The 26981-nt window shown below is 47.5% G+C and carries 26 protein-coding genes; all 26 read left to right on the plus strand.

Annotated features, from left to right (window positions below; genetic code table 11):
• Positions 1–145: 145 nt before the first annotated feature.
• Positions 146–1438, plus strand: a complete 1293-nt coding sequence (locus tag WC647_18735) for a sigma 54-interacting transcriptional regulator (protein MFA6224342.1) — start codon at positions 146–148, stop codon at positions 1436–1438.
• A gap of 453 nt (positions 1439–1891) precedes the next feature.
• Complete coding sequence (locus WC647_18740) at positions 1892–3031, plus strand: thiolase family protein (GenBank protein ID MFA6224343.1); 1140 nt, start codon at positions 1892–1894, stop codon at positions 3029–3031.
• Between the two features lie 12 nt (positions 3032–3043).
• Positions 3044–4210 carry a thiolase family protein gene (locus WC647_18745; protein ID MFA6224344.1) on the plus strand — a complete coding sequence of 389 codons (1167 nt, stop codon included), beginning with the start codon at positions 3044–3046 and terminating at the stop codon, positions 4208–4210.
• 16 nt (positions 4211–4226) lie between these two features.
• Positions 4227–4691 carry a Zn-ribbon domain-containing OB-fold protein gene (locus WC647_18750; protein ID MFA6224345.1) on the plus strand — a complete coding sequence of 155 codons (465 nt, stop codon included), beginning with the start codon at positions 4227–4229 and terminating at the stop codon, positions 4689–4691.
• A gap of 167 nt (positions 4692–4858) precedes the next feature.
• Positions 4859–5338 carry a MaoC/PaaZ C-terminal domain-containing protein gene (locus WC647_18755; protein MFA6224346.1) on the plus strand — a complete coding sequence of 160 codons (480 nt, stop codon included), beginning with the start codon at positions 4859–4861 and terminating at the stop codon, positions 5336–5338.
• Positions 5339–5358: 20 nt separating this feature from the next.
• Complete coding sequence (locus WC647_18760) at positions 5359–6537, plus strand: hypothetical protein (GenBank protein MFA6224347.1); 1179 nt, start codon at positions 5359–5361, stop codon at positions 6535–6537.
• Positions 6538–6595: 58 nt separating this feature from the next.
• Positions 6596–7762: a hypothetical protein gene (locus WC647_18765; GenBank protein MFA6224348.1), complete on the plus strand. Its 1167-nt coding sequence runs from the start codon at positions 6596–6598 to the stop codon at positions 7760–7762.
• A gap of 52 nt (positions 7763–7814) precedes the next feature.
• Complete coding sequence (locus WC647_18770) at positions 7815–8267, plus strand: Zn-ribbon domain-containing OB-fold protein (GenBank protein ID MFA6224349.1); 453 nt, start codon at positions 7815–7817, stop codon at positions 8265–8267.
• A 22-nt stretch (positions 8268–8289) separates the two neighbouring features.
• Positions 8290–9090: an ABC transporter ATP-binding protein gene (locus WC647_18775; GenBank protein ID MFA6224350.1), complete on the plus strand. Its 801-nt coding sequence runs from the start codon at positions 8290–8292 to the stop codon at positions 9088–9090.
• Positions 9087–10997: an AMP-binding protein gene (locus WC647_18780; protein ID MFA6224351.1), complete on the plus strand. Its 1911-nt coding sequence runs from the start codon at positions 9087–9089 to the stop codon at positions 10995–10997. Before WC647_18775 ends, WC647_18780 begins: the two co-directional genes overlap by 4 nt.
• A gap of 12 nt (positions 10998–11009) precedes the next feature.
• Positions 11010–11891, plus strand: a complete 882-nt coding sequence (locus WC647_18785; protein ID MFA6224352.1) for a branched-chain amino acid ABC transporter permease — start codon at positions 11010–11012, stop codon at positions 11889–11891.
• A gap of 1 nt (position 11892) precedes the next feature.
• Positions 11893–12951 (plus strand): branched-chain amino acid ABC transporter permease, encoded by a 1059-nt coding sequence (locus WC647_18790; protein MFA6224353.1) that lies wholly within the window; start codon positions 11893–11895, stop codon positions 12949–12951.
• Positions 12952–13008: 57 nt separating this feature from the next.
• Positions 13009–14256: an ABC transporter substrate-binding protein gene (locus WC647_18795; GenBank protein ID MFA6224354.1), complete on the plus strand. Its 1248-nt coding sequence runs from the start codon at positions 13009–13011 to the stop codon at positions 14254–14256.
• Between the two features lie 65 nt (positions 14257–14321).
• On the plus strand, positions 14322–15125 hold the full coding sequence (locus tag WC647_18800; protein MFA6224355.1) for an ABC transporter ATP-binding protein: 804 nt from the start codon (positions 14322–14324) through the stop codon (positions 15123–15125).
• 123 nt (positions 15126–15248) lie between these two features.
• Positions 15249–16427, plus strand: coding sequence for an acyl-CoA dehydrogenase family protein (locus tag WC647_18805; protein MFA6224356.1), 1179 nt, complete (start codon positions 15249–15251; stop codon positions 16425–16427).
• Entirely contained in the window at positions 16420–17586 is a 1167-nt protein-coding gene (locus tag WC647_18810) for an acyl-CoA dehydrogenase family protein (protein ID MFA6224357.1), read from the plus strand. Before WC647_18805 ends, WC647_18810 begins: the two co-directional genes overlap by 8 nt.
• 22 nt (positions 17587–17608) lie before the next feature.
• Entirely contained in the window at positions 17609–18931 is a 1323-nt protein-coding gene (locus WC647_18815; protein MFA6224358.1) for a hypothetical protein, read from the plus strand.
• Positions 18932–19080: 149 nt separating this feature from the next.
• Positions 19081–20001, plus strand: a complete 921-nt coding sequence (locus tag WC647_18820; GenBank protein MFA6224359.1) for a 3-keto-5-aminohexanoate cleavage protein — start codon at positions 19081–19083, stop codon at positions 19999–20001.
• A 182-nt stretch (positions 20002–20183) separates the two neighbouring features.
• Positions 20184–21035, plus strand: a complete 852-nt coding sequence (locus WC647_18825) for an amidohydrolase family protein (protein ID MFA6224360.1) — start codon at positions 20184–20186, stop codon at positions 21033–21035.
• 3 nt (positions 21036–21038) lie between these two features.
• Positions 21039–21821 carry an enoyl-CoA hydratase/isomerase family protein gene (locus tag WC647_18830; GenBank protein MFA6224361.1) on the plus strand — a complete coding sequence of 261 codons (783 nt, stop codon included), beginning with the start codon at positions 21039–21041 and terminating at the stop codon, positions 21819–21821.
• Between the two features lie 310 nt (positions 21822–22131).
• Entirely contained in the window at positions 22132–23646 is a 1515-nt protein-coding gene (locus tag WC647_18835; GenBank protein MFA6224362.1) for an AMP-binding protein, read from the plus strand.
• A 27-nt stretch (positions 23647–23673) separates the two neighbouring features.
• Positions 23674–23901: a hypothetical protein gene (locus tag WC647_18840; GenBank protein ID MFA6224363.1), complete on the plus strand. Its 228-nt coding sequence runs from the start codon at positions 23674–23676 to the stop codon at positions 23899–23901.
• A 144-nt stretch (positions 23902–24045) separates the two neighbouring features.
• Entirely contained in the window at positions 24046–25215 is a 1170-nt protein-coding gene (locus WC647_18845) for a beta-ketoacyl synthase N-terminal-like domain-containing protein (GenBank protein MFA6224364.1), read from the plus strand.
• Position 25216: 1 nt separating this feature from the next.
• Complete coding sequence (locus WC647_18850) at positions 25217–25666, plus strand: OB-fold domain-containing protein (GenBank protein MFA6224365.1); 450 nt, start codon at positions 25217–25219, stop codon at positions 25664–25666.
• A 97-nt stretch (positions 25667–25763) separates the two neighbouring features.
• A complete protein-coding gene (locus WC647_18855) occupies positions 25764–26183 on the plus strand; it encodes an acyl-CoA dehydrogenase family protein (GenBank protein ID MFA6224366.1) in 420 nt (139 codons plus the stop codon).
• Between the two features lie 332 nt (positions 26184–26515).
• A partial coding sequence (locus WC647_18860) for a DUF169 domain-containing protein (GenBank protein MFA6224367.1) occupies positions 26516–26981 on the plus strand: 466 nt, incomplete at its 3' end.

The following is a 26981-nucleotide window of genomic DNA, read 5'->3' on the forward strand; positions in this document are numbered from 1 at the left end:
AGGGCCATCACTTCAGACCTCATCCAATGAGGACCGTCAAGATGACTCAAGCGTGTAATCTATCTCTCTACAAATCGCGAGAAAAAAATGCCTCTCTTTGTCCTGAACCCATAACTGAGGGTTTACTAGCGGACGGCTTTTTTATTTGACAAGAAAATCAGCCCTTAATTTGGGGGTTGATCGAGAGGAAGCTATTGGGAAGGACATCACCACACTCAATCCAAAATGCCTTCTGAAAAAAGTTGCCCATACCGGAATTATGGAACTTGCCGAGATATCCAGGCGTAATAAAAAATCTGTACCAGTAGTTGTGACGCCTCTGATAAAGGACGAAGTGTTGAAAGGAGCTGTATGCAAGAGCATATTTGCTAATATCCAGGAAGCCACTAGTTTTATTTCTAGGATCGTGAAACTTGATAGTAGAAATGGACCGCAGGACGCCCCCAAGAAAGTCAGAAATTGTAAATTCACATTCGAAGATGTTTTAGGTACATCAAAAGCTATTTTGCTTGCAAAAAAAAGAGCGTTGCAGGCGGCTCAGGGAGATTCGAACGTCCTAATCACAGGGGAATCGGGAACCGGCAAGGAGCTTTTCGCTCAAGGCATTCACATGGCCGGCCTACGCAGACAAGGTCCCTTTGTAGCAATAAACTGCTCTGGCATACCAGAGAACTTGCTTGAATCGGAACTCTTTGGCTATGAGTTCGGTTCCTTTACGGGAGCTAGAAAGGGGGGTAAGCCAGGAAAATTCGAGTTAAGTCAAAACGGAACCATTTTTCTGGATGAAGCCGCAGATATGTCTATGGGAATGCAGGCAAAGCTTCTTAGAGTCATCCAGGAAAGAGAATTTGTGAGAGTTGGGGGAACGCATACATACGAATTGGACGTTAGGATCATTTCTGCTACTAATCGGGATTTATGGGAAATGGTCCAGTGCGGTCAATTCAGGGAGGATTTGTATTATCGATTAGATGTCGTGAATATACAAACTCCATCGTTACGAGATCGAACAGAAGACATAAGGCTCTTGACAGAATTTTTTATCTCGAACATCAGCGAATGCATTAACAGTAAAGTGACGGGTGTGACCGAACAAGTTCTAGATCTTTTTACGAGTTACGCGTGGCCAGGGAATGTCAGAGAATTGAGAAACGTTTTAGAAGGAGCAATGAACCTCAACACAGGCGCACTAATCGACGAGGCATCGCTGCCTCCTAGATTCAGGGAAAAGATTATGATGGCTCAACAGGGGAAACCGGTTGTCTCAAACCTACGTGTGTTTGAGTTTGAAGATATAGCCTCAAATGAAAAAGCCGTGATCCAACACGCAATCGAAGTATCCAATTCGAATAAGCGTCAAGCGGCCATTATGCTAAAGATGAGTCGCGCCACCCTATACAACAAACTAAAAAAATACGGTATTGACACAAACCATTAGCACCTCTAACAATGATCCTTTTTCACAAAATCTAACTAACAAAAATTCGCCAATAGCCACATGGCAAACCCTATCTGAACTTAACCTGTATGTTCAGTGAGTTGATATTTGCCGAGATTTTGCAATAGTCTTTGCTTGAAACCATCCTTTGTACAATTCATGTCTAATAATTATACATGTCCACTTTTGGGCATGTATAAATCGACCAGAGCCAATCGGTAACATCCAATATTTTCAGTTTTCATTTGTTTCGACCTAATAGGAACCGAATCAAGATCTTAGATTAAGACTATTTGATATTAGGCAGTTAGCCTATGAAGCCAACGCTTATGTCAAATCACATCAATAGAATTTTCTATTCCCAAACCACTCGGCACAAAATTTGCTTTCGATAACCCTGTCAATGGCAAAAGCAGGCTACAAATCAGGCCATCTATCAAAGTGAGAGATCAGATGACACAAAGAGTGGCAATTGTCGATTTTGTACAGACTAAGCACGGTGAGGCGCTTGAAGAGAATGTTCGGGAGCTGACCTTCGGTGTGGTCAGAAAACTACTTGACCGAGTAGAAATGGACCGATCCGAAATCGGAACAATGGTTTCTTCTTCCGCAGACTATTGGCAGGGAATCAGTTGTTCGAACAGCTATTATTATGACGCTGCGGGAGGCAATCTCAAGAGTGGTTCAAAGGTGACTGAGGACTCAGTTTTTGCCCTAATTTATGGAATGATGAGGATTCTGTCCGGTCATCACAGAACAGCTCTAGTGGTAGGAGTGACGAAGTGTTCGGAATGTCCGTCCGAACATACTTTAACCAATCTTGCAGCGGACCCCTTTTTTCATAGGCCGGTAGGTCTGAACACTGTTGCGGTCGAAGCTCTCCAAGCCAGAATGTACTTGAATCAGCATGGTCCAAGTGAGGAGCAGATAGCTCGAGTTGTAGTCAAGAACATGTCTAACTCAGAGAGGAATCCGTATTCCCACCGCGGCGGCAAGTTCTCAATTGGGGAAATACTTTCTTCATCGATGATGGCTGCTCCGCTTCGCTGCATGGATGTGCCCGGCACAAGCGACGGAGCCTGTGCTCTGCTGCTGGCAGATGAGCATACCGCAAGGCAATTAACAGATAAACCAGTTTTTATTCATGGCGTTGGGTGGAGTGTGGACCACACCTACATCGGTGATCGGGATCTTTTAAATGGGGCTCTAACCAAGGCAGCGGCAATGGCCTATAGCAGAGCCGGCATAAAAAATCCATCCAAGGAAATAGATGTCGTAGAACTCTCGGATGTTACGTCTTTTCACGAGATCATGTGGATGGAGCAGCTGGGATTGTGTGATGTGGGAAACGGTTTTCGGCTAGTCGAGCAAGGAGTAACAGCCTTAGATGGACGCCTTCCGGTTAATCCATCTGGGGGGCTATTCGGAGCAAATCCTTTTGTTGCTCGCGGTCTAATCCGTGTGGGTGAAGCATGTCTTCAACTCCGGGGTGAAGCGGGCGATCATCAGGTGCCTAGGGCTGAAAAGGCGCTTGCGCACAGCGTGAATGGTCTCGGGGGACAATCACATTCAGTCGTAATTCTTGGAAATTAAGGAGACAATCCCATGGCTCAAGCGGTGGCTATTGTTGGGACTGGTCAGACGGAATGCGGGAAGAGAACGGATGTATCGTATCCTGAACTTGTTTATGAGGCCGTTAGCAGAGCGTTCGATGACGCTGGGTTAGTTCCAGACGATATTGAGGCGGTAGTAGCGGGATCCATGCCTCCAGCTATGGAGGGTGTGAATAATCCTCACCTCTACTGGGCCGATGCCATGGGAGCCAGTGGCAAACCCCTGATAAGGACCGCGACCTGTGGATCGACCGGGATTTCCTTGGCGCATACCGGTTTCTACCACGTTGCTTCCGGAATGTTTGATCTGGTGCTTGTAGTAGGCGCCGAAAAGATGTACGAAGGAGACCCGCAGGGCACAATGGCCACAGTTGCTGATCCTTTCTTTCAAAGGCCATTTCTTGCAGGCGCCCCCGGCATTTTCTCGCTTCAAAGTAATGAGTGGGCCCACAGATACGGCATAGAAGAAAAAAGGGTGAGAATGGCGGCTGCGCAATTGTCTGTGCGCAATCATGATGACGCTCTTCTAAATCCTTACGCCCATATCAGAATCAAGATCACCGTCGACGACGTTCTAAACTCTCGGGTAATCGCCTATCCGGTCAGACTTCTTGATGTGTGTCCAGCTTCCGATGGAGCATGTGCAGTCATCATGGCTTCTGAGCGAAAGGCTAAGACATTGGCGGGCCCCAAGGCTTGGATCAAAGGGATAGGTTATTGTGGTGAGCAAGCGTTTTTCGGTGAAGGCGACAAAGTGGTCTGGCAATCGGCCATCAATGCAGCCAAGTCAGCATATAGTCAGGCGGGAATTACTAATCCCAGAAAAGATCTGGATTTGGCTGAGATCTATAACCCTTTTACGTTTCAGGAAATGCTCTTTTACGAGTGTTTCGGATTCTGCGATTTTGGTCACGGATGTGATCTGGTCGAACAAGGAGTGGTAATGAGGGGAGGCGACCTCCAATGCGATCCTTCAGGTGGTACCCTTTGCACAAACCCCATAGGAGCCACGGGCCTTCAGAGGGTATCAGAAGTCGTGCTTCATTTAACGGAAAAAGCTGGCAATCGGCAAATACCAGGTGCCAAGACCGGACTAGCGCATGCTATGGGTGGCCTGGACCAGTTCAACGGCGTAATGATCATATCTAGTCAACTCTAGGCTAAAGGGGAAAGCAATGGCGGCGCAATCTAGAATTCTAAAAGGCTACGTCTCACTACCATACAACTGGTCCATGGGACCAACCACTACCCGTTTCTATGAGGAATTCAAAAACAAACGGATTATGGGAACTCGATGTGAAAAGTGCAATAGGGTACTGGTTCCAGCTCGCAGTTTCTGCTCAGAGTGTTTTAGAGAGACGACAAATTGGGTCCAGGTTTCGGATGAGGGTACGATTAGAACCTGGGTTCTCATCGGCTTCGCCTATGAAGGTCAGCCGAAAGAGCCTCCTTACATTTTGGGTATCATCAATCTTGATGGAGCGGACGTAGGCCTTCCACACTTCGTGGGAGGAGTGGAACTCGGTGATGTAGAGACAGTGGCCAAAAAGGTCAGAATCGGGGGCAGAGTCAAAGCCGTGTGGAAGGAGAACCCGGAAGGACACATTCTCGATATAGATTACTTCAAACCAATCGATTAACGACCCGTCCGTTAACGGTGTAGGGAATATAGATTACTTGCAATTCTATACTAGAACTTAAGGTTTCAAATAAAAGCCGAGATTTGTCGGACCAACGGTTTGCGAAAAATGTGCCGCTTCCCCTCTGTTCGATGAATCCACACGCCAATCAAGGATGCGATAAAATCATGAAATCGTGGATTCCAGGAAAATTCTTTGATCAACTAGAAATCGGAGACGTATTTTCCACTGTGAGTAGAACAGTCACAGAGGCCGATGTCGTAAATTTTTGCGGGGTTTCAGGCGACTTCAACCAACTTCATACGGACATTGAATTCGCATCTCGAACACCTTTCGGTCAACGAGTAGCGCACGGCATGTGTGGGATGGCCATCGCGTCCGGATGCGTTAATAGATCTGGCCTAATAGAGGGAACCACTGTGGCCTTCAAGGGCATTCGGAATTGGAGTTTCAGGAAACCTATTTTCATAAACGACACAGTACATGTCGAGTTGTCAGTGAGCGAAAAAAGAGAGACTCAACGAACTGACCGGGGCTTGGTATCGTTTTGGCTGAAGGTAATCAATCACCGTGACGAGGTTGTCATGGAAGGCCAATGGGATATTCTGATGGCACGAGGACCCTTAACTGTTGGTAATCAAGTATAAGCCAGGATTCGGGAGACCAAATGACTAATCGAGTTTGCATAGCGGGTATCGGAATAGTGGAATCGAATGAAAACACTTCCGAAATGAGCCACAAAGATCTCCTGTTCTACGCTACCCGAAGGGCCCTCGACGATGCTGGGCTTGAAAGAAAAGATATCGGAGGCGCAATAACAGCCACCTTTGATTTTCTTGAGGGTAGAAGTCTCTCTAACCAGTATACCCTAGATTCCATCGGGGGGGTGATGAAACCCTGTGATTTACGTCTTGGGGAGGACGGTATATACAGCCTTTTTGCTGGATATATGGAGGTCATGACAGACCCAGGGCAAGTGACAGTTGTGGCCTCAGTTCAAAAGGCATCTGAACGCGATCCCGATGGGGTTGGTTATCAAAAACTCATAGCTGCAACTATGGAGCCGATTTTCTCTCGACCGGTCTGTAACTCGGTTCCAAATCCAGGAATTCTAGAAAGCGTCTTGGCTGCAATGGATGCCAGAGCATACTTGAACAGATCAGGTTTGACGGAAAAACAATTGGCGAGAGTCGCGGCTAAAAACATCGGTAACGTCATTCAGCACGCAAATGTGTCGGCGCCGAGTCCCGAAGAAATCCTGAAATCTGATCTGCTATCCTGGCCGATTCGTCGACTCACTACGGCGAAGGAATCCGATGCAGCGTGCGCTCTTGTACTTGTCTCAGAAAAGATGGCTCGGACCCTGAACCAAGAGCCTGTTTTAATTCGTGGTATCGGATGGTGTTCAGGTAAATCCTTCGTTGCGTCAACTGAACACGGTACGGCTAAAGAGACCAAATGGGCAGCCTCTCAAGCTTATCACATGGCGGGAATCCGACGCCCCAAACGAGAAATAGATTTTGCCGAAGTTAGCGATTGGTACGCACACCGAGAATTGATGCACTGTGAAGCCCTCGGATTCTGCGAGGCGCACAGCGCCGGCTCATGTTTGGACGAAGGTCTCTTCGACAAAACTGGTGCGTTGCCGGTAAATGCTTCAGGAGGCCTTTTGGGCCGCGGTAACGCCGTTGGAACATCGGGATTGATTCGAGTCGCCCAAGTCGTCAGTCAACTGCGCTGCCATAACAATGGATTTAGAAACCCAAGAGCGGAAATAGGCCTCGCTCATAGCTGGGGCGGCATTCCCACCGCCACTGCAGGTGTAGCCATTCTGGGCAAATGGTAAGCTACGGGTGCGCGGGAACATGGTATGAGTCCACGGCTTTTTGAAAGGGGAGAGGAAAATGGCCAGAAGAGTGGCACTTGTCGGCGTAGGCATGCAGAAATTCGACTTTCGGAAGATGGAAACAGTTGAAGAAATGGTTTTTGATGTAGCCAGGAATGCCTTGGAGAATGCTCACCTGCAAAAGGAGAACATCGACTCCGTAGTTTTCGGATCAGCCGTGGATGCGTTCTGCGGCATTAACAATTCAGACAAAACTGCGATCGATGCTTCTACTGGCCTGTGGAAGCCTACAATGCGGAACAGTACCAGCGGTTCAACAGCGGTTTCCACACCGATACTTGGATATAACCATGTGGCGTGTGGTTTGCATGACATCGTCATGGTGATCTGCTTCGAGAAAATGAGCGAGAACGCTTCCGCACAAGCTGTCTTTAGCACCGTCTATGACGAGGCCTTCGTCAGGCCGATTGGTTTAAACGTTCCCATTCAATGCGGCTTGGAAGCTAGAGCCTACCTCCACCGCTATGGTTTGACAGAACGACAAATGGCCAAGGTGTCAGTTAAGAACCGTGGTAATGCGCTCTTCAATCCGTATGCTCAACTACCGTTGAAGTTGACCGTCAATGAAGTCTTGGCGTCACCCTACCTATCATGGCCAGTCAAGCTTCTGGACACGTCTCCCGTCACTGACGGAGCCAGAGCAGTGATTTTGGCTTCTGAAGATGTCGCCAAAGAATTGACAGACGACCCGGTTTGGATCAGGGGAGTAGGTCGAGGAGCAGATTCCGTGTGGTTCATGGGGCGGAGGAACAACGACTTGGGACGGCTCGATTATGCTTATCTTGCTGCTAAACAAGCCTATGAAATGGCGGGGATTTCGAATCCATCAACTGAGATAGATTATGCAGAGGTTTACGATCCATTCACTTACAAAGAGATGCAGCATTGTGAGGCATTAGGTTTGTGTCCAGAGGGGGGCGCTGGAAAGATGATTGACGATGGAGTTTCCCTTAAGGAAGGGACACTACCGGTGAATTCATCGGGAGGTCTTCAGGGAGAAGGCAATCCTATCGGTGCAGGGATGTCCAGGCTCTGTTGGTGTTACCTTCAGATTAAAGGACAGGCTGGGGGTTGCCAAGTCCCAAAAGACGTCAATACCGCTGTTTGCAATGCGTGGGGCGGCATGTATCAATACAACGCTGTCATGGTCGTCGGTCGTGACTGATTACCGGAATAGAGCCTGATCAAGCCGTATTCCATCCCTTTAGGAGAAAACTATGAAGTCGAAGAAGCCAGAGATGACCATTAAAGGTGAAATACAAATTAGTTACAATTGGTCCCCAGGAAAGGCCGGAGAACGATTCTTCCGAGACCTAAGGGACAATATGAAAATTATGGGAACGAGGTGCAGGAAATGTAGTCGGGTTCTTGTTCCACCAAGAATCTTTTGCGAGGAGTGTTTTACCGATGACATGGAATGGGTAGAAGTCGAACCCAAGGGGATCCTCGCTACCTTTGGCGAGTGCTATTTTTCCACGGATGGAAAACGACTTGAGAAGCCGTGGATTCTTGGCATCGTCAGACTCAACGGAAGCGACGGTGGCCTAATACATTACATCGGAGAGGCAACGGCGGAAGAGCTGAAGATAGGAATGCATATGGAGATAGTGTTCAAAGAGCAAAGAGAAGGAAACATTTTAGACATTCTCTATTTCCGACCAGTTAAATAATGGACGTCGAAGGGTTCTTTCTATGATAGCCGACGGAAATATAAAACTAGAAGTTGAAGGACTGTCACTCAGTTTTGGCTCAGTAATGGCCCTGATTGATGTTTCCTTTCGGGCTAAAGAAGGAGAAATATTAGCATTAATAGGCCCAAATGGCGCCGGAAAGACATCTTTGTTGAATTGTATCAGTGGCTTCTATCATCCCGGACATGGGCAAGTCATGTTTAATGGTCTGGAGATCAGTCGGGTCTCACCAAGTCGCCGTGCTAGGCTTGGAATTTCCAGGACTTTTCAGAATATTGAGCTATACATGGGGCTGACGGCCTTGGACAATCTAATGGCTGCCAGACACGTCTTCATCAACTATGGACCCATTGCAGGATCAATCTTTTTTGGCAAAGCTCGCAAACAGGAAATAGAAAACCGGAGCATAGTAGAGGAGATTATTGATCTATTAGAACTGGCGGAGGCTCGGCACAGAATAGTAGAAAGTCTTCCATACGGGCTAAGAAAAAGGGTTGATCTTGGTAGAGCTTTGGCCCTTGAACCTAAGTTGCTGCTTTTGGATGAGCCAATGGCTGGGATGAATGTCGAAGAGAAAGAGGATATGGCAAGATTCATTCTGGACATTCAAGAACTCAAACACATCCCCATAATAATTGTTGAACACGACATGGGAGTGGTCATGGACATCTCACAGCGTGTAGTAGTTCTAGATTTCGGTACCAAAATTGCCGAGGGGTCCCCCCAAGAAATAAAACGGAACAAAAAAGTGATTAGCGCATACCTCGGTAAATCGGGCCAGTCAGGAGAGAGTGCAAAGTGAATCTGTCAAGGCTGGTACATGAAGATACCTTACCAAAGCTTCTGTTGAGAAACCGATCTAAATACGGTTCCAACCAGGCGGCGGCCAGAGAAAAGACAATGGGCATCTGGCAGAGCTATTCATGGGAAGACTATTACAGCATTGTGAAGCATTTGTGTCTTGCCTTCGTCTCCATGGGTTTGGAAAAGGGTGATCGCGTGTCCATCTTGGGGGAGAACAAGCCACATGTATATTGGTTTGAACTCGCCGCCCAGTCAGCCAGAGCCGTGGTAGTAGGAGTCTTTGCTGATTGTACACCCCCAGAAGTTGAATACTACGTATCACATTCTGGATCGCGTTTTATCGTTTGTCAGGACCAAGAGCAAGTCGACAAGGTATTGGAGATAATCGAGAAAGTGCCAATACTCCAGAAAATCATCTATTGGGATCCCAAAGGTCTTTGGAGCTACACAGATTCACTGCTTGTCAGCATGGAGGAGATGATTGACACCGGCAAGGCTTATGCGAGAGAACTCCCAGACCGATTTGAGGAGATGGTGGCTTCAACCGATTGCAACGACCTTGCAGTTTTTTTGTACAGTTCAGGAACCACGGGTAAACCTAAAGCGGCGATGGTAACACATAAAGCGTTAATTGGTATGGCTGCTGCTGTAAACGAGGTGGATCGCTATCAGGAAAATGAGGAGTACCTGTCTTTCCTACCAATTGCCTGGATTGCCGAACAACTGTTTGGTGTGGCGTGTTCGCTCTATTACTGCCTACGCGCCAACTTTCCAGAGGAACCTGAAACCGTGCAGGCAAACATTCGTGAGGTCGGACCTCAGGTTGTTTTCTTTGGTCCCCGGTTGTGGGAAAACTTGATTCGTACGATTCAGTTGAAGATACAGGATTCGGGCGTTTTCAATCGTGTTTGTTACAATTTGGCGCTAACGATTGGTAGACGCAAAGCCTCGGTGACTATGAGGGGTGGGCGCCTCGGAATCTGGTTGGCATTCTGGTCATTTATTGCCGAAAGACTCGTTTTCAGGTCGTTGAGAGACAACATCGGCTTGCTCAAGAGTCGAGTAGGCTACTCGGCTGGCGCAGCGATAAGCCCTGACGTGATCAGTTATTTTCACGCTATCGGAGTAAACATTAAACAGCTCTACGGGGGCTCCGAAGTGGGAGTTGTGACCCTCCACAAGGATTACGACATCAAACCGGAAAGCTGTGGGCCACCGCTACCAGGAGTAGATATCCAAATTTCTGAAGAAGGTGAGATACTGGTCCGCACTCCCAACATGTTCTCCGGTTACTACGGTGAGGAGGAAAAAACCAAAAGAAAGTTAGTTGACGGCTGGTACAAGTCCGAAGATTTTGGCCACTTCGACAACGATGGTCATCTCATCGTTATGGATAGAATGGAAGATCTGCTGGAAATGGCCGATGGAAAGAAATTTTCTCCGCAGTTTTGCGAGGTAAGACTAAGATTTTCACCGTATATAAAGGATGTTTTGGTAGTGGCTCGAAAGGGCCAAGTCATTGTCGGAGCACTTATAAACATTGATCTGAACAATGTTGGGCAGTGGGCCGAATCAAACCATCTCGTTTACACCACGTTCGTTGACTTGTCTCAAAAACCTGATGTCATAGAGCTTGTTCGAAAAGAAGTGGCAAAGGTCAATAAGATTCTACCGGATTACTCTCAAATCCGTAAGTTTATCAATCTCCACAAAGAATTTGATCCTGACGAAGCGGAGATGACACGGACGAGGAAACTTCGGCGGATTTTTGTGGAATCACGCTTCAAGCCAATGATCGACGCCATATTTGGTGATGCTGGAGAAGTCGAGGTCACGTCAGAGATCACTTATCGTGATGGCAGAACCGGTCTGATGAAAAACGAAATAAAGGTTGTGTCTGTCTAGAGGAGGCGCAGTTTGATATCTCTGGTTCCACAATTTTTTGTAACAGGATTACTGACAGGAAGCGTGTACGCCCTGATTGCGGTCAGCATAGTCCTTGTCTACAAATCCACTAGAATATTTAACTTTGCCGTAGGAGAGCTGCTAGCACTGGGTGGATATTTTTGTTATTCGTTCGTCGTCTGGTTTCATTTTCCTCTGTGGTTGGCGCTAGTGGGCGCTCTGTTGATGGCAGTGGTCACCGGATTGTTGGTAGAGCGTCTGGTCCTAAGGCCCCTTTTAGGTCAACCTCTCCTGACGATCATAATGGCTACGCTCGCGTTGTCTGTTCTTCTTAGAGGCATCATGCTCATGATATGGACGGGCTACGACGTGGCTTTCCCCAAAAACCTCCTCCCCGGTAAGACTGTTGTAGTCGGTTCTGTTGCCATGTCTGCGGAGCTTCTGTGGGCCTTTGGTATTGCAGTGGTGGCTTTTGCCACTCTGGCATATTTTTTTGTAAAAACCCAAACGGGATTAAGAATGAGAGCGGTTTCCCAAGATCACGAACTATCTATGTCCTGCGGGATAAATATAACCGTAGTCTTTGCATTGACCTGGGTCTTGGCAGTCATTCTTGGAACACTGGCCGGTTCGCTCATGGGGTATAGACTGGCCCTTGCGCCATCTTATACACCGCTGCTGGCGCTAAAGGCATTCCCCGCAGTCATCTTTGGGGGGCTGGAATCAGTGACGGGAGCACTTTTGGGGGGCCTCACCGTCGGAATCATCGAATCAATGGTCGGCGGATTGATAGACCCAACAATGGGGGAAATATCAGCCTATATATTACTGTTGGCCGTGCTCCTCATTAGACCTGAAGGTCTGATGGGTCTCAAGCGAATAGAAAGGGTCTGATATGTGGCGCCCATGTGGAACATTGGACGATACTTACGAAAAAGACATTGCAATCGTCAGAACTTTGCCCCAGCAGGTCCTCACAATCGTCGGTTTAATTGCTTCGCTCTTTTTGCCGCAGCTACTCGGAGCGGGCAGCATAACCACAGTCAACCTGATCGCAATATCGGTCGTCAGTATCATGGGGCTGAATATTCTGACTGGACTGACTGGCCAAATATCCCTGGGACATGGCGCATTTATGGGTGTTGGGGCCTACACTCTTATGATGCTTATGAACCACTTGGGGTTCTCCTTCTGGTTAGCTCTTCCGGTTTCTGTACTGGCCGCTGGCTTAGTTGGGCTTCTATTTGGACTGCCCTCCTTACGTATTAAAGGATTCTATCTCGCCATGGCCACCTTGGCAGCCCAGTTTCTAATCCCCTGGATCATTGTAAATGTGAGACCTGATCTTACAGGAGGAACCTCGACCTTGACCATCAAGGCCCCGAGCATTCTTGGCTTCAGCTTTGATTCTCAAGTCAGAGTTTACTACCTTGTGATGTTTTTTGCTGTAGCCTCCATTATTCTAACCCGCAATTTACAGCGTTCAAAAATCGGCCGGGCGTTCGTTGCCATACGAGACAACGATTTAGCGGCCGAAATCATGGGTGTCGAGATCTTTAGATACAAACTGTTGTCTTTTTTCATCTGCTCTCTTTACGCAGGACTTGCTGGAGTCTTGTGGGCGCTCTGGATGGGCGCCATAAACGTGGACTCGTTTACCCTACATGAGTCTATCTGGTACCTTGGCATGATTATTGTCGGAGGGCTTGGCTCAGTTCCAGGCGCTGTGTTTGGGGTGATCTTCATTCGGGCGCTTGAACCGTTTTCCCATTACATTGGCCCCCCAATAGCATCGTACTTTCCGGATGCTGTAGGAGCAGCAATAAAGAGTGGTATCAGTCCATTTGTGTTCGGGCTGGTCATCCTGGTCTTCTTGATCTACGAGCCGAGAGGTCTAGGGCATCGTTGGGAAATCTTTAAACACTTTTATCGCCGATGGCCATTTTCCTATTAAGGCTGAGATCAACAAACCTAAGCGTAAACCCTTAAGCAAGAATCAAAGGAGGCGGACATGAAGCGGATTGTAAAACGGATTTCGAGTAGACTAGGATGGATGCTTGTGATCATTCTCGTGTTGGTAATTCTCGCACCTACTCAGAGTCTTGCCGAGAAACCAGAAGTGATTCCTGTTGCTCTGTTAGGGGATCTTACAGGTCCTTACGCTTCGGTGGTTGGACCAATGGCGCCTGGAGCAGAGGACGCAGTCAAGTATGTCAATGAGAAACTTGGCGGCATTGACGGCGTTAAGCTGAAACTTATAGTTAAGGATAACACTGGACAGGCTTCTCTTGGCCTCCAACAGTATGCGGAACTGATTGGGATGAAATCGAAACCTCTTTTCTTCGGTGTACCTCACACTCCCACAGCAGAGGCTCTTCGAGAGAAAGTTCAGAAAGATGGCGTAATAGGCTTTTTCCCAAGCAGTGTTAATGATCTCTATCCTCAGGGGAACACCTATGGTTTCTACGAACTCTACGCCGGAATGGCGGCCACTGCCGTCAGATGGGTCAAAGACAACTGGAAGGAAGCCCGTAACCCTAGAATTGCAATTATTACATGGGATCAGGCTTATGGAAAAGCGATTCTTACGCCAGAATTCTTTGCTTATTGCAAGGAAATTGGGGTTGACATTGTGGCGCAGGACCTTTTCGGAGTGAGAGATGTAGACCTGACTACCCCTCTGGTCCGTATCCGAGCGCAAAACCCCGATTGGCTTCTAACCAACTGCACGGGATCTGGACCAGTGGCCATCATGAGGGCGGTAAAGGAATTGAGCATGAATGTAAAACTGCTCAACATGGTTGGCGGAGATTGGGGTACCATTCGGCTTGATCCGTCGCTCTTCGAGGGTTGCATATCTGTACTTCACAACATTTCCTACGATAATGAAAATCACCCCGGCGTCAAGCTCGTAAAGCAGTATCTCAAGGACAACAATCGAAGCATAAAAGAACAAACTAACTTCTATATTCTTGGATGGCAATACATTCTGATGATTCATAAGTCGATGTCGGATGCTGTGGCCAAAGTGGGATGGGATAAAACGACAGTACAGTCCATAATGAATGAATTGAACCATTTCACGGATTGGCAACCTCTAGATGGAGTCGTCAAGATCACATATACCGACAAGATTCGATCTACACCATGGCTCGTGATTTACAAGGTCGAAGGGGGAAAACTTTTGCCCGCAGGAGGCAAAGGCGGCGATGGCAATTTTGTTCGCGCTCCCGACATGACGCCGAAGCAATTTCGTTAATCACACTCGATCAGGGACCAGATGCGCCTGATGAATTTCGGCATTAGGCGCTTCTGTAAAAGGAGGTGATTAGTATTTTATCAGTTAATCAGATCGAAGTTTCTTATCACAAGGTTATTCAGGTTCTCAAAGGTGTTTCCATTGAAGTTAGGGAAGGTCAGATTGTGGCCTTGCTGGGCGCCAACGGCGCAGGGAAAACTACCACATTGAAAGCCATATCCTGTCTGCTGAGGGCTGAAGCGGGAGATCTCACGAGCGGAGACATTACGTTCATGGGGAAACGCATCGACCGATCGATGCCACACTATATTGCCAAGACAGGAATTATTCAGGTTCTTGAGGGCAGAAGAGTTTTTCCACATCTGACGGTAGAGGAAAATTTGAGGGCCGGGTATTTGGGGACCAGCGGCGAGAAAGATATCCGCCAAAAGTTGGAATCGGTATACAGCATTTTCCCTCGACTTCCAGAACTGAAACATCGGGTTTGCGGATTTTTGTCAGGCGGAGAGCAACAGATGATGGTTATAGGCAGGGCACTTATATCCAATCCCAAGGTTATGCTTTTAGACGAACCATCGTTGGGTCTGGCGCCTATTCTCATTGCAAAAATTTTTGAGATTATTAAGCGAATCAATGATGAACAAAAGACTTCTATACTGCTGGTAGAACAAAATGCATTGGCCGCTTTGGAGATTGCCGACTACGCCTACGTGATGGAAAATGGGCGGATCGTTATGGATGGACCTGCTGAAAAACTAAAAGAAAACGAAGATATCAAAGAATTTTATCTGGGATTGAGTTCTGTGGGTAGTCGGAAGAGCTATAAAGAGGTTAAGCACTACAAGAGACGAAAACGGTGGTTGTCGTAGACAATTCAACTCCTGAGGATAGCTCGTCAGATCAGAGGATTAGATTCTTTGTCTTTTGACGACTTGTGTCTAAGTCCATTGGACCAGTTCAGATCAAACACGCAAGGGGATGGATGATACGAAATGGATTTTGATTTAACCGCTGAACAGAGGCTGGTGCAACAAAATGTTCACCAGTTCATGGTGAAGGAAATCGAGCCAATAGCTGAGCAGATTGACAGAGAGGACCGATTCCCTGTTGACATTTGGAAGAAACTGGGCGAACTGGGCGTCCTTGGGGTCACAATCCCTGAAGAATATGGCGGATCTGGCTTCGACCTCTTGACGGCCGTTCTGGTAATAGAGCAAATAGCGAGGACGTGCCCTGCCCTGGCAGTTTCATATGGGGCTCACGCCAATCTTTGCACAGACAATCTTTGTCGAAACGGAACTGAAGAACAAAAAAGGAAATACCTTCCCGGTTTGTGTTCCGGAGACTTGGTGGGCTGTCTTGCATTGACCGAACCCAACTCGGGTTCGGATGCGATCAGCATTCGTACGACAGCGATACGGGACGGTGATGATTTCATACTCAATGGAACCAAAATGTTTATCACCAACGCTCCTGTCGGAGATGTCTTTCTCACTTATGCGAAGACTGATAGAACGTCTCCAGCAAAATCTGGAATTACAGCATTAATCGTGGAGAAAGACTTTCCTGGATTTCAGGTTTCGCGGGCGCTAGAAAAAATGGGAAATCGGGGATCGCCCACAGGAGAAATTGTGTTTGAAGATTGTAGAGTTCCCAGTGAGAATGTGATCGGGGTTGTTGGCGCCGGTATCCGAGTGATGATGGGTGGACTCGACGTTGAGCGAGCCTTTTTTTCCGGGGAGCCCCTCGGGTTGGCTGAAGGAGCATTGGAATTGGGGCGGAAATATTCCATGGAGAGGGAACAATTCGGAAAACCTATCTGCGATTTCCAGTTGGTGAAGGCGAAGCTGGCGGATATGTACACTGAAATCGAGGCCGCCAGGGGACTTGTTTACCGTGCAGCCACCTTGGCCGAAAAGATGGAACGCGGAGGGAAAGGGACAGAAGTACACAAGATTGCCGCTTCGGCTATGTTGTTTGCTGCCGAGACAGCTACCCGTGTCGTCAACCAGGCGCTACAGATCCACGGCGGGTATGGTTACATGTTAGAATTCCCTATTAACCGATTCTACAGGGATGCTAAGTTATATGAAATTGGCGCAGGGACATCTGAGATCCGCCGTCTTGTCATCGCTGATGAAATCATTCAGAGGGGACTGGAGTATGTCTGATACGGCCAAAGAACAATCAGCAGAGCTAAGCGAAGAATTGAGATTGCTTCGAGATTCGTTGAGACGATTTGTTCAGAAAGAAGTAATTCCCCAATCAGAGCAGATCGACCGTGAAGACCGTTTTCCGCGCGACCTGATGTTCGGGTTGGGCAGGCTAGGCTTGTTAGGTATTACAGTTCCAGAGAAATATGGCGGATCAGGGGCAGGACTGCTTGCCCAAACCATTGTAGTTGAGGAACTTGCAAGAGCGAGCGCCGGGTTGGCATCTTCCTATGCAGCCCATTCCAATCTTGTGGTGGACAACCTCAATAGACACGCTAGTCATGAGCAGAAAGCGAAATACCTTCCAGCTCTTTGTTCCGGACAGACGATAGGCTGTCTAGCCATCACGGAACCGGGCTCGGGTTCAGATGCCCTGGCAATGCGGACTCGGGCTGTAAAACACGGTGATCATTACGTCTTGAACGGAACAAAAATCTTTATTACGAACGGACCAGTGGCAGACATCATCGTTACTTACGCCAAGACTGCGCCAGAAAAAGGATCAAGAGGTATCAGCACATTCATCGTGGAAAAGGAATTTGCGGGTTTTTCAGTCGGTAGAAAGATCGAGAAGTTAGGTCACAAAGGCTCGCCCTTTGGGGAACTCGTTTTTGATGAGTGCCGGGTACCAGCCCAAAACCTTGTTGGAGAAGAGAACTCTATGGTGTCTATGGTGCTCGCGGGTCTTCATCGCGAGAGAATTGTCTGGTCTTCGGAAGCGGTGGGGATCGCTCAAGGCGCATACGACATCGCCTCAAAATACTCGAAAGAACGACAGCAGTTCAATAAACCGATAAGTGAGTTTCAGATGATCAGCGAAAAGCTTGTTGACATGGCATTGGATATCCATATCGGGCGCGTATTGGTTCAAAGATGTGCGAAAATGGCCGAAGGGCAGAACCATGATGATGTTGGGCTTGAAGCTTCTTATGCAAAGCTATTTTGCGGGGATATGTCTGAGAGAGTGACATCGAAGGCTCTGCACATCCTAGGAGCGTATGGGTATACGAAAGAATTCCAAATTGAAAGATTCTACCGTGACGCGAAGGCCATGCCCATTGGAGCTGGAACATCCGAGATACAAAGGATTATAATCGCCCGAAAACTACTTCAATGAAATTCTTTGAACGAGGAATGAAGTGAGAATTGTTTCTTCATATTGGGATGAGGATTTAGAGCTAATTTCGCCTGAGAAATTGGAAGAGATACGGCTTCAGAAAATGCAAAAGCACCTGAGGTTTGCTCATCAAAATTCCCTCTTTTATGAGCGGGAATTTAACAAAGCTGGTTTCAGACCTGAGGAGATCAAAGATCTGGATGACTATCGTGAACGTGTTCCATTTCTGAGCCATATGCAGATGATTAGGAATCAGCGTGCAAACCCTCCTTTCGGAGACTTCCTGACCATGCGGCTGAAAGATGTAAGCAGAATTTATTGTTCGCCAGGCCCATTGATGATGCCATTCAGCGCAGGCGACATGGACAGCTACATAAACACCACGGCCAACGGGCTCTATATATGTGGAGCAAGGCGTGGTGACATAGTCGACATCACGGCTGCGTACCAATGGCATTTAGCGGGAACAATGATGGACACAGCGTTTCGCCGTATTGGCTGCGCAGTTGTTCCAGGGGGGGCTGGGATGACCAGAACTCACATCGGTATAATGAAGCGTTTAGGAGTTTCCGTGATGTTCGCCTTTCCGTCCTTTGCAATGCACCTTGCGGATACAGCGCGAAAAATGGGTATCGATCCTGCAACGGATCTAAAGCTACGGTTGATCATCTTGGCTACCGAGGTTTATGGGAAGAATGACAAGACAATGTTAGCAGAAGCCTTCGGAGCGGACATTAGGGAGATGTACGGAGGAGCGGAAACAGGTTTTGTTGCAGCCGAGTGTCCATACGGAGGTGGCATGCATTGTTTTACAGACTCTATTCTTGAAATTGTTGAGCCTGGGACAGGAAGGAATGTGGAGGCAGGTTACACTGGAGAAATAGTTACTACTGATCTATCGCGGCGGGCAATGCCGGTGGTTCGATATCGGACCGGCGATCTGACAGAGGGTCTCATTACTGATCCATGTCGGTGCGGGCGGACTTCCCCGCGCCTAATGCGGATAGTAGGTCGGACAGGAGAAATAGAGAGGGTTAAAGGGGTTTATATGATCCCAGAAATTATAGATCAAATCATTAGAAAGCATCATGGTCTGGCAAAATATCAGATCGTTATTGATAGGCCTCGATTTCAGGATAGACTCACCATACGAGTAGAAACAGATAGCCCTAACGAAGGGCCCATAATAAAACAAAAATTGATTGACGACCTGCGAGCCGTAACACAGTTCACAGCCGAAATCGATCTCGTTCCCATGGGCACGATCGACCAAGAAAGCCCCACCGTTGTCAACAATAGATTTTTGTTAAGGTCGGACGCTCTAGGTCCGGATTTCCAGAAGTGAATTCTCTCTTTCCGAAATTATTTGGGTGAAGAAGTCTCTGGTCCCGTCCCTATTGGGAAGCGGATAATACCGAGGTCTGAATTAGATAATCAAAGCTGGTTTCATATTTTCATTGTACTCAAAGAAACTTATGTCCAGGAGCCAAAAAGATGAGTAAGAGGATTATCACTGCGGCCATTACAGGAAGTATTCACACCCCCTCGATGTCTACTTACCTCCCGATTACTCCGGACCAGATTGTGAGTGAAACGGTTCGAGCATACGAGGCCGGTGCGTCGGTTGCTCACATTCATGCCCGGAATCCTGAAACTGGACAGCCTTCAGCAGATATCAATCTTTACAGAGAGATCGCATCCAAGATTAAGAGTAAGTGTGGCATCATTCTTTGTATTACGACTGGAGGCGGCTTAGGAATGACAGTGGAAGAGAGGGTTTCGGCCATACCTCAGTTGAAACCGGAATTGGCTTCCTTTAATTTTGGTTCATTAAACTTTGCCCTATTTAGCACCCTCGACAGCTTAAAAGAATTCAAGTTTCCTTGGGAATCCGATTACCTAGCGATGACGGAAGATTTCATTTTGCCCAACACATTCAAAACCATGGCGCGGTTTGCGCAGGTTTTTCAGGCAAACCTGACTCAACCCGAACTGGAGGTTTACGATGTCGGGATGCTGAACAATGTAGCATTCATGCTGGAAACAGGACGCATCAAGAAACCTATTTATATTCAGTTTGTTATGGGGATACTAGGTGGCATCCCTGCCAGCCCCGATAACCTGATGTTTATGTACAATACTGCAAAAGCTTCCATAGGTGACTTCAATTGGTCAGTATGTGCCGCCGGGCGCCATCAGTTCAAAATGTGCACTCTTTCACTACTTATTGGGGGAAACGTACGGGTTGGTCTCGAGGATAATCTTTATCTGGAAAAAGGGGTGAAGGCTAAGAGTAATGCCCAACAAGTCGAGAAGATAGTAAGAATCGCCAGAGAGCTAGGCCTTGAACCTGCCACTCCCGACGAAGCCAGACAAATGCTGGGGCTAAAAGGATTGGACAAGGTAGCATATTGACGCCTCTGGACGCATTGTTGTCCTGCAGCCGTTTCGACATCTGAAAGAGCCCACCAAAGACTTTGAGCAGCAGGAGGTAGCAAGGTGACAATCTGGGAGGCAGATGTCTTTAAGACTGCATTACTTACACGATCGCCCGTCTCATTAGTATAGGTTTCCACTCAGGGCCCACGGGAGGAAGTATGATCATAGATACCCATTCTCAGCTTTGGACAAAGGAAGCTTTGGTAACCTTTCCAGAAAACATGGTTCGCGGTTACGAGAAGATGTTCAAGGGTGTGCGAACCTTCGAACTGGAAGACATACTGCTGGACATGGATCAGGCAGGAGTGGACAAAGCCGTCCTCGTTGCTGTGGATGCTGAAACGGTGTGGCATTACAGAGTTCCCAATGAGTTGGTGGCGGATGCGGTCCACCGCTTTCCGGATAGATTCATCGGATTTGCGGGCGTAGATCCCAACAAAGGGATTTTAGCGGTTGACGAGTTATCCAGAAGCGTGGAGGTGTTGGGGTTGTCAGGTGTGAAGTTCATCCCCCATCTTATCAACATGGCGCCCAACGATTCTCGCATGTATCCGATTCTAGAAAAGGCACAGGAGTTAGACCTTCCCGTCCTTTTTCACACGGGGACCCATTTTCACAATGGAGCCCGGCTCAAATTCTGCCGTCCCGATACGCTGGACGACTTGGCCATAGACTTTCCCGAACTCAAAATTATAGCGGCGCATTTTGGATTTCCTTGGTTTTACGAAGCTTTGGCTGTTGTTCAGAAGAACGCCAACGTATATTTCAATATTGCGGGATGGGCTCCTCAGTATATCCCTGAATATGTTGTAAAAATGATGAATGGTCCTTTGGCCGGCAAGGCCCTACTGGGCAGTGATTTCCCGTTGATTTCCAGGGCTAGGCTAATGCAAGAGTTAAAAGAAATTGAGATCTCTGCTGACACCTTTGGAAAATTGACACATGAGAACCCGGCGAAAGTTCTTGGTCTGCGCTCTCACATAAATAAATATAAGCCCAGCAGGAGCTAGCTCATGCAGTATAGCACGATCATCTATTCTGAAGATCACGGAATCGCAATAATTACTCTGAATCGGCCAGAGGCACGAAACTCATTGAACGAACAATTACTCGATGAGTTAGAGGACGTCTTGGAGCTAATTGGGCGCAATGCAAAGATCAGGGTCGTGATAGTGTCTGGTCACAATGATTTTTTTTGCGCTGGCGCAGATATCCGAATGTTAAAACAGTGGTCCTCGATCTTAGATGCACATTCCTTCTTGGTTAAAGTTCAACGAGTTATTAACAAATTTGAGACAATGCCGCAACCGGTTATAGCAGCGGTTTCAGGAATAGCGCTGGGCGGTGGTACCGAAATCTCTTTAGCCTGTGATCTTCGCATTGCAGCGGAGAATGCGGTTTTTGGACAACCGGAGATTAATCTGGGAATTATCCCTGGGGCTGGTGGAACACAAAGGCTCCCCCGGACAGTCGGCCTAACGATAGCAAAGGAACTGTTGTTCACCGGCCGACGAGTGAAGGCCGAGGAAGCGCTTCAAATAAGACTAATCAATAAAATTACGCCTATGGGGAAACTCATGGACGCTGCCATCGCCTTGGCTCGTCAAATTGCTGAGAAGCCACTCTGGGGCGTAAGGATGACAAAAATGTGCCTGATGGATGGAATGCAAATGAATCTGTCTCAAGCATTAGCCTACGAGGGGAGATGTTTTGAGTTTTTGGTCACAACCGATGATCATAGAGAGGGAGTAGCAGCTTTTCTTGAAAAGCGGAAACCGATTTTTACTGGGAGCTAGGACAAAAAAATACAAACCAAAGAATTTGCAATAGCTATGTAAACCAGAAACGGCATAGTAACCCAGATTACAGGTTGGATAAAACTGTGTGTCTTTATATATCTGGTGTGCTTTGGCAATTCACCTTCCTCGCTTGGTTCAGAGTCGTCCGATTGAGCCCAGAGATGAAGAAAATCCTCAGTATACAGTGGAAACGTTGCAACTATCTGATTCGCAACGCCTGTCGCTTGTCCATGCGAATTTGCCTATCACGAAGACCCCGCATGCTGAACTGACTATATAGCGTTTAGAAGTCTCAAGGTTGGTGAATATGGGTATACATGACGTATCGATCTACAGCGTTATCAAACGCAATGCTCGTTTGTACAAAGATAGAGCCGCCCTGAAATCTGGGCGAGAGACAATCAGCTACATCGAATTTATCAAAAAGATTGATGAATTGGCCGCCGGTCTCCATTCAGTTGGAGTAAGCAGAGGTCAGCGTATTGGAGTGCTAGCCAAAAACAGCCTGGAGTACGTGTACCTCTATGGAGCGGCTGCCCGAATCGGGGCTATAATATTGCCGATCAACTGGCGTCTGAGTTCAGAGGAAATTGAATACATTTTATCAGATGGCTCGCCGACTGTCCTTTTCGCCGATCCTGAATTTCAGGATGTGGCAAATCCTATAATCAACAGGGCGCCTCATCAAATTACCTGCTTCAGTACTCAGTCTCAGTGCGGTGTTTTCAGCGCTTTTAGGGATCTGATGGAAAAGGCCAACGCTAGTCATGCTGTTAAATTCAGCCAGGATGACCGTTGCGTCATAATCCATACGGCTGCGGTGCATGGGCGGCCTCGAGGCGCTGTAATCACCCATCAAGGTCTGTTGGTGACGTCCCTCCATCTGCAACACCTTTGGAATCTGGGCCCAAATGACGTAAACATGGCTATGTTGCCGCTTTTTCATGTAGCTGGAATCCTTATGATATTTTCAGTGATGATGGACGGAGGGTGTAACATAATCATGCCAGGCTTTGAAGTCGACATGGCGGTAGGGTTTATTGAAGACCATAAAGCCACCGTGTTTTTCGAATTTCCTCCAATGTTATCGTCATTGTTGGACAAGGCTGAGGAGGACGGTCGGGATTTGTCCAGTTTGAGGCATGTGCTGGGAATTGATCATCAGGATACGGCTAAACGGTTTCAAGATGTTACTGGAGGTATTTTTTGGGCGGCGTACGGTCAATCAGAGACATCGGGACTCACTTCGATTGGACCTTTTTTTGACAAGCCTGGATCAGTTGGTAGGCCACTTGAGTTGGCAGAAGTCGAAATAGTTAACGATTCTGGTAAAATCCTCGAACCAGGAAAATCCGGTGAAATTGTCGTACGTGGCCCCCAAGTGTTTAAGGGTTACTGGAATTTACAAGACGATACCAATTACACATTCCGAGACGAGTGGCACCACACCGGTGATATGGGACGAATAGACGAGACGGGGTATCTCTGGTTTGAAGGGCGGGCGTTGGAAAAAGAATTGATTAAGACTGGAGGTGAAAACGTATATCCTTCAGAGGTTGAGAATGTGATTAGACAGCACCCCTTGGTGAAGGATGTCACTGTGATAGGGGTTCCAGATCCCGAGTGGGGTGAGGCGATAAAGGCTGTGTGTGTCTTGAACTCAGGGTCGTCCATTTCTGAGGCCGATTTGATTGAGTTTGTGGCAGCGAGAATAGCCCGATTCAAGAAACCTAAGCACGTAGTGTTTGTAAGCGAAATTCCTAGGAACAATCACGGTAGTTTGGACAGAGAAAAGATCATGGCAGACTTCGGAAACACGTAAACTGGGAAAGGAATGAGGCCCTTTAATATGCAGTGGATTGAGCGGACTACTATTGCCCCTGGTCTCTTTAACACCCCCATGGCCAGGAGTCTTCCGGAAAAAGTTAGGGAGAAGCTTGCAGCGGCGGTTCCATTCCCGCGTCGATTCGGCAAACCTGCGGAATTTGTGATGCTGGTGAAACATATCATTGAGAACGCGTCCATTAATGGAACCACCATTAGAATCGATGGCGCTATCCGCATGGGCGCAAAGTAATCTAGTAGAGTCGAGCCAAAGGACAAACCTTCGATCAGACCAAACCCACTCTTGGTTTTTTAGCATATGGGTTGCGCCTATGGTCTTAGGTCGTATGAATTTGAGTCTATAAGCTTGCTAATTAACGGCCACAGGGAGGCGGTAATGAAAGAAGTCATCATATTGGGAGTGGGCATGACCAAATTTGGCATATCGAAACTTTCCATGAAGGAGATGTTTGCGGAAGCCGCCATGGACGCCCTTTCGGAATCCAACCTTGAAGCAAAAAATATGGAGGCGCTCTTCGTTGGAAACGTGCTTGGGGATTTCGAGGAGAGTCAGATCAACATAGCCCCATTTCTTGCCGCCGAAATTGGTATGCGCGTTGAGGCGCCAGCAACTCGATTTGAAAACGCTTGCGCATCGGCTACGGTGGCCATTCGGCATGCAGTCCTAATGGTCGCCTCAGGTATTTATGATTTAGTAATTGCGGGGGGGACAGAGCGGACTGCCATCATGGGAACGCCCTTGGCTACCAAAACATTCGCGATGGGGAGTCACTCAGAATATGAGAGGTTCACCGGCATAACTTTCCCAGGTGTTTTTGGTATGGTAGCGCACCAGTACGCTGCTAAGTACGACATCCCTCTTGACGTACTGAAACAGAGCATGGCCGCAACAGCTGTAAAGAATCATCGCAATGGCACGCTCAACCCACTGGCACATTTCCGGAAAGAGATTACCCTAGAAACAGTGCTTGGAAGCGCCATGATTGCTCACCCTCTTCAACTATTCGATTGCTGTCCTTTTTCCGATGGGGCGGCAGCCGTGATCATCGCTAATGCCTCAAAATATAAGGGCAGAATAGCAAAACCAGTATTCGTAATAGGATCTGGCCAAGCTACTGCCGGACCCCTATATCGTCAGAAAGATCTTACCCGCATGGTAGCTAGGGAAGCCGCCATTAAGTGCGCTTACGACCAAGCAGGTATTGGCCCCGCTGATGTTGATGTATGTGAACTTCACGACTGCTTTACTATAGCAGAGATCGTTGCATCTGAAGCCTTGGGATTTTTTGAATTTGGAGAAGGCGCTGCTGCCGTTGACAGGGGAGATACATCTCTGGGTGGAAGGATTCCTATCAACCCGTCTGGAGGATTGAAAGCAAAAGGGCACCCCATTGGAGCAACAGGAGCAGCACAGGTTTACGAAATTGTTAAGCAGCTAAGAGGTGAATGCGGTGAAAGGCAAGTGAAGGACGCCAGAGTCGGTGTAGTTGATACGCTGGGTGGAGATTTTAGTACCGTATGCAATCTCGTCTTAAGGAGGCAGTAGAATGAGCAAATACCCGCTGACCTTTAATGAGTTCAAGCAGGGACTGATCGACGGCAAGCTCCTTGGACTAACATGCCTTGATTGCGGTGAAAACATACTTCCGCCTGGAGTCGTTTGCCCAGGGTGCGGAAGTTCACGCCTAGATGTTGCGTCTTTTGAAAAAAAGGGCGTCATCAGGACGTTCACAGTCATTAGAGTTGCCCCCACTGGTTACCGGGTTCCCTACGTGGTAGCCATGGTCGAACTTCAGGACGGACCATGGGTTATCGGCAATGTAAATTTGATAGGAAAAGACGCTGAGAACGCGAGCATGGAACTCATTGGTAAAAAGGTTTCCATAGAATCGAAATTGGTCCCGTCCGACACGAGTGAAGGGGGTATTGAAGGTGTCGCTCTCGTTTTTGAGTTAATGGAGCCCCTAGCAAAAATAAGTTCGGCGACTTTTACGTAGGCAATTGCTGAGCTTCACGGGTATGCCCTATATGTGTTGTTTCTTGGTTCAAGGATAATTTTTTTTACTAGAGATGCCAATAAAGCTCAGTAGAACAATGTCATGGTTGATTGGAACTCTGCAAGCAAGGGTGGTCCCTAACAGACGCAAAGAAAGAAAAGCAACGGATAGGTTTAATAGTTGGAATGGGAAACCGATTTTTTCTTTTCAGGCGGTTCAGTTCAAGCAGGCTGATATGGCCGTGAATATTGAACTAGGCCGAAACCAATATCTAAAGGCGGCATGGCTAAAGGACCAGGGGCGGAACCACACCTTCGAGGCGGTCGCTGCAAAGCTTTTTGCCTCCGAAATGGCAGAAAAGGTGGCGAGTGACGCTTTCCAGATCCACGGCGGATATGGTTTCATGGATGAATATCCTGTGTCGCGTTACTACAAAAGCGCCATGATCCTTCAGATCGTGGAAGGAACATCCGAGGTCCAGAGAATGCTAGTTGGACGAATTCTGAAAGGTTCATAGAGACAAGCTCAAGTCGCTGCGTAGGGATGGCTAGATTGAGCAATAGAATTGTTTTCACTTTTGTCGCTTTCCGAGTCGCTCGATTGGAAGAGCAAAGACACGAAACATTGTATTTCCGGTAAAGAAACACCAGAGAATCGAGAATCCATTTGGCAGCGACTAAGCCTAGAAACAGCAAATTACGTTTATAGAAATGTTTGGATTTCCGCATCAGGTGTTTTAAGCCTCAATATGTCTAATTAAATAAAAATGTACGCCAAAAAAGAATCCACCTCGTTCTTTTGGGTGAGAGAGCTGACAATTCGATTTTCTAGGTACGAGAGGAGACTGTCGTGAACGCTAGCCGAGACTGGGAGAAACCAATTCGCAGACTGGAGCTTTTGCTTAGGCTCAAGTCGTTTCCTGTAGCTTTTAAACTCCTTGAAGACGAAACAGACATTGACAAAATTCCTTTTATTCGTCGAATGAGCCATAAATCTACATTGTGTCAACTCATTAATCTTGTACGGAATTTCGACTGGACGGTGGGGGCGGATGTAGATGACTTTGTAAATGCTATGTGCCCTTCAATCATCGGATTAACAGACATTCCTGAATACATGAAAGACGGGACATTCAGAAGCATCGTTTGGACGAAAAGCCGGGCGGACGGGAAAAAGTATGAAAACAGTGTCCCCCGAATACCAACAGGCAAATACAAGGCCCTGGTGATGGCCCCTCTTGTATACAATCCATTTGATCCGGATATTGTCTTGATTTACGCCAATCCTGCACAGATGATAATTTTGATCAATTCGC

Source organism: Desulfomonilaceae bacterium (genome assembly GCA_041662605.1).
Lineage (GTDB): Bacteria > Desulfobacterota > Desulfomonilia > Desulfomonilales > Desulfomonilaceae > CAJBEZ01.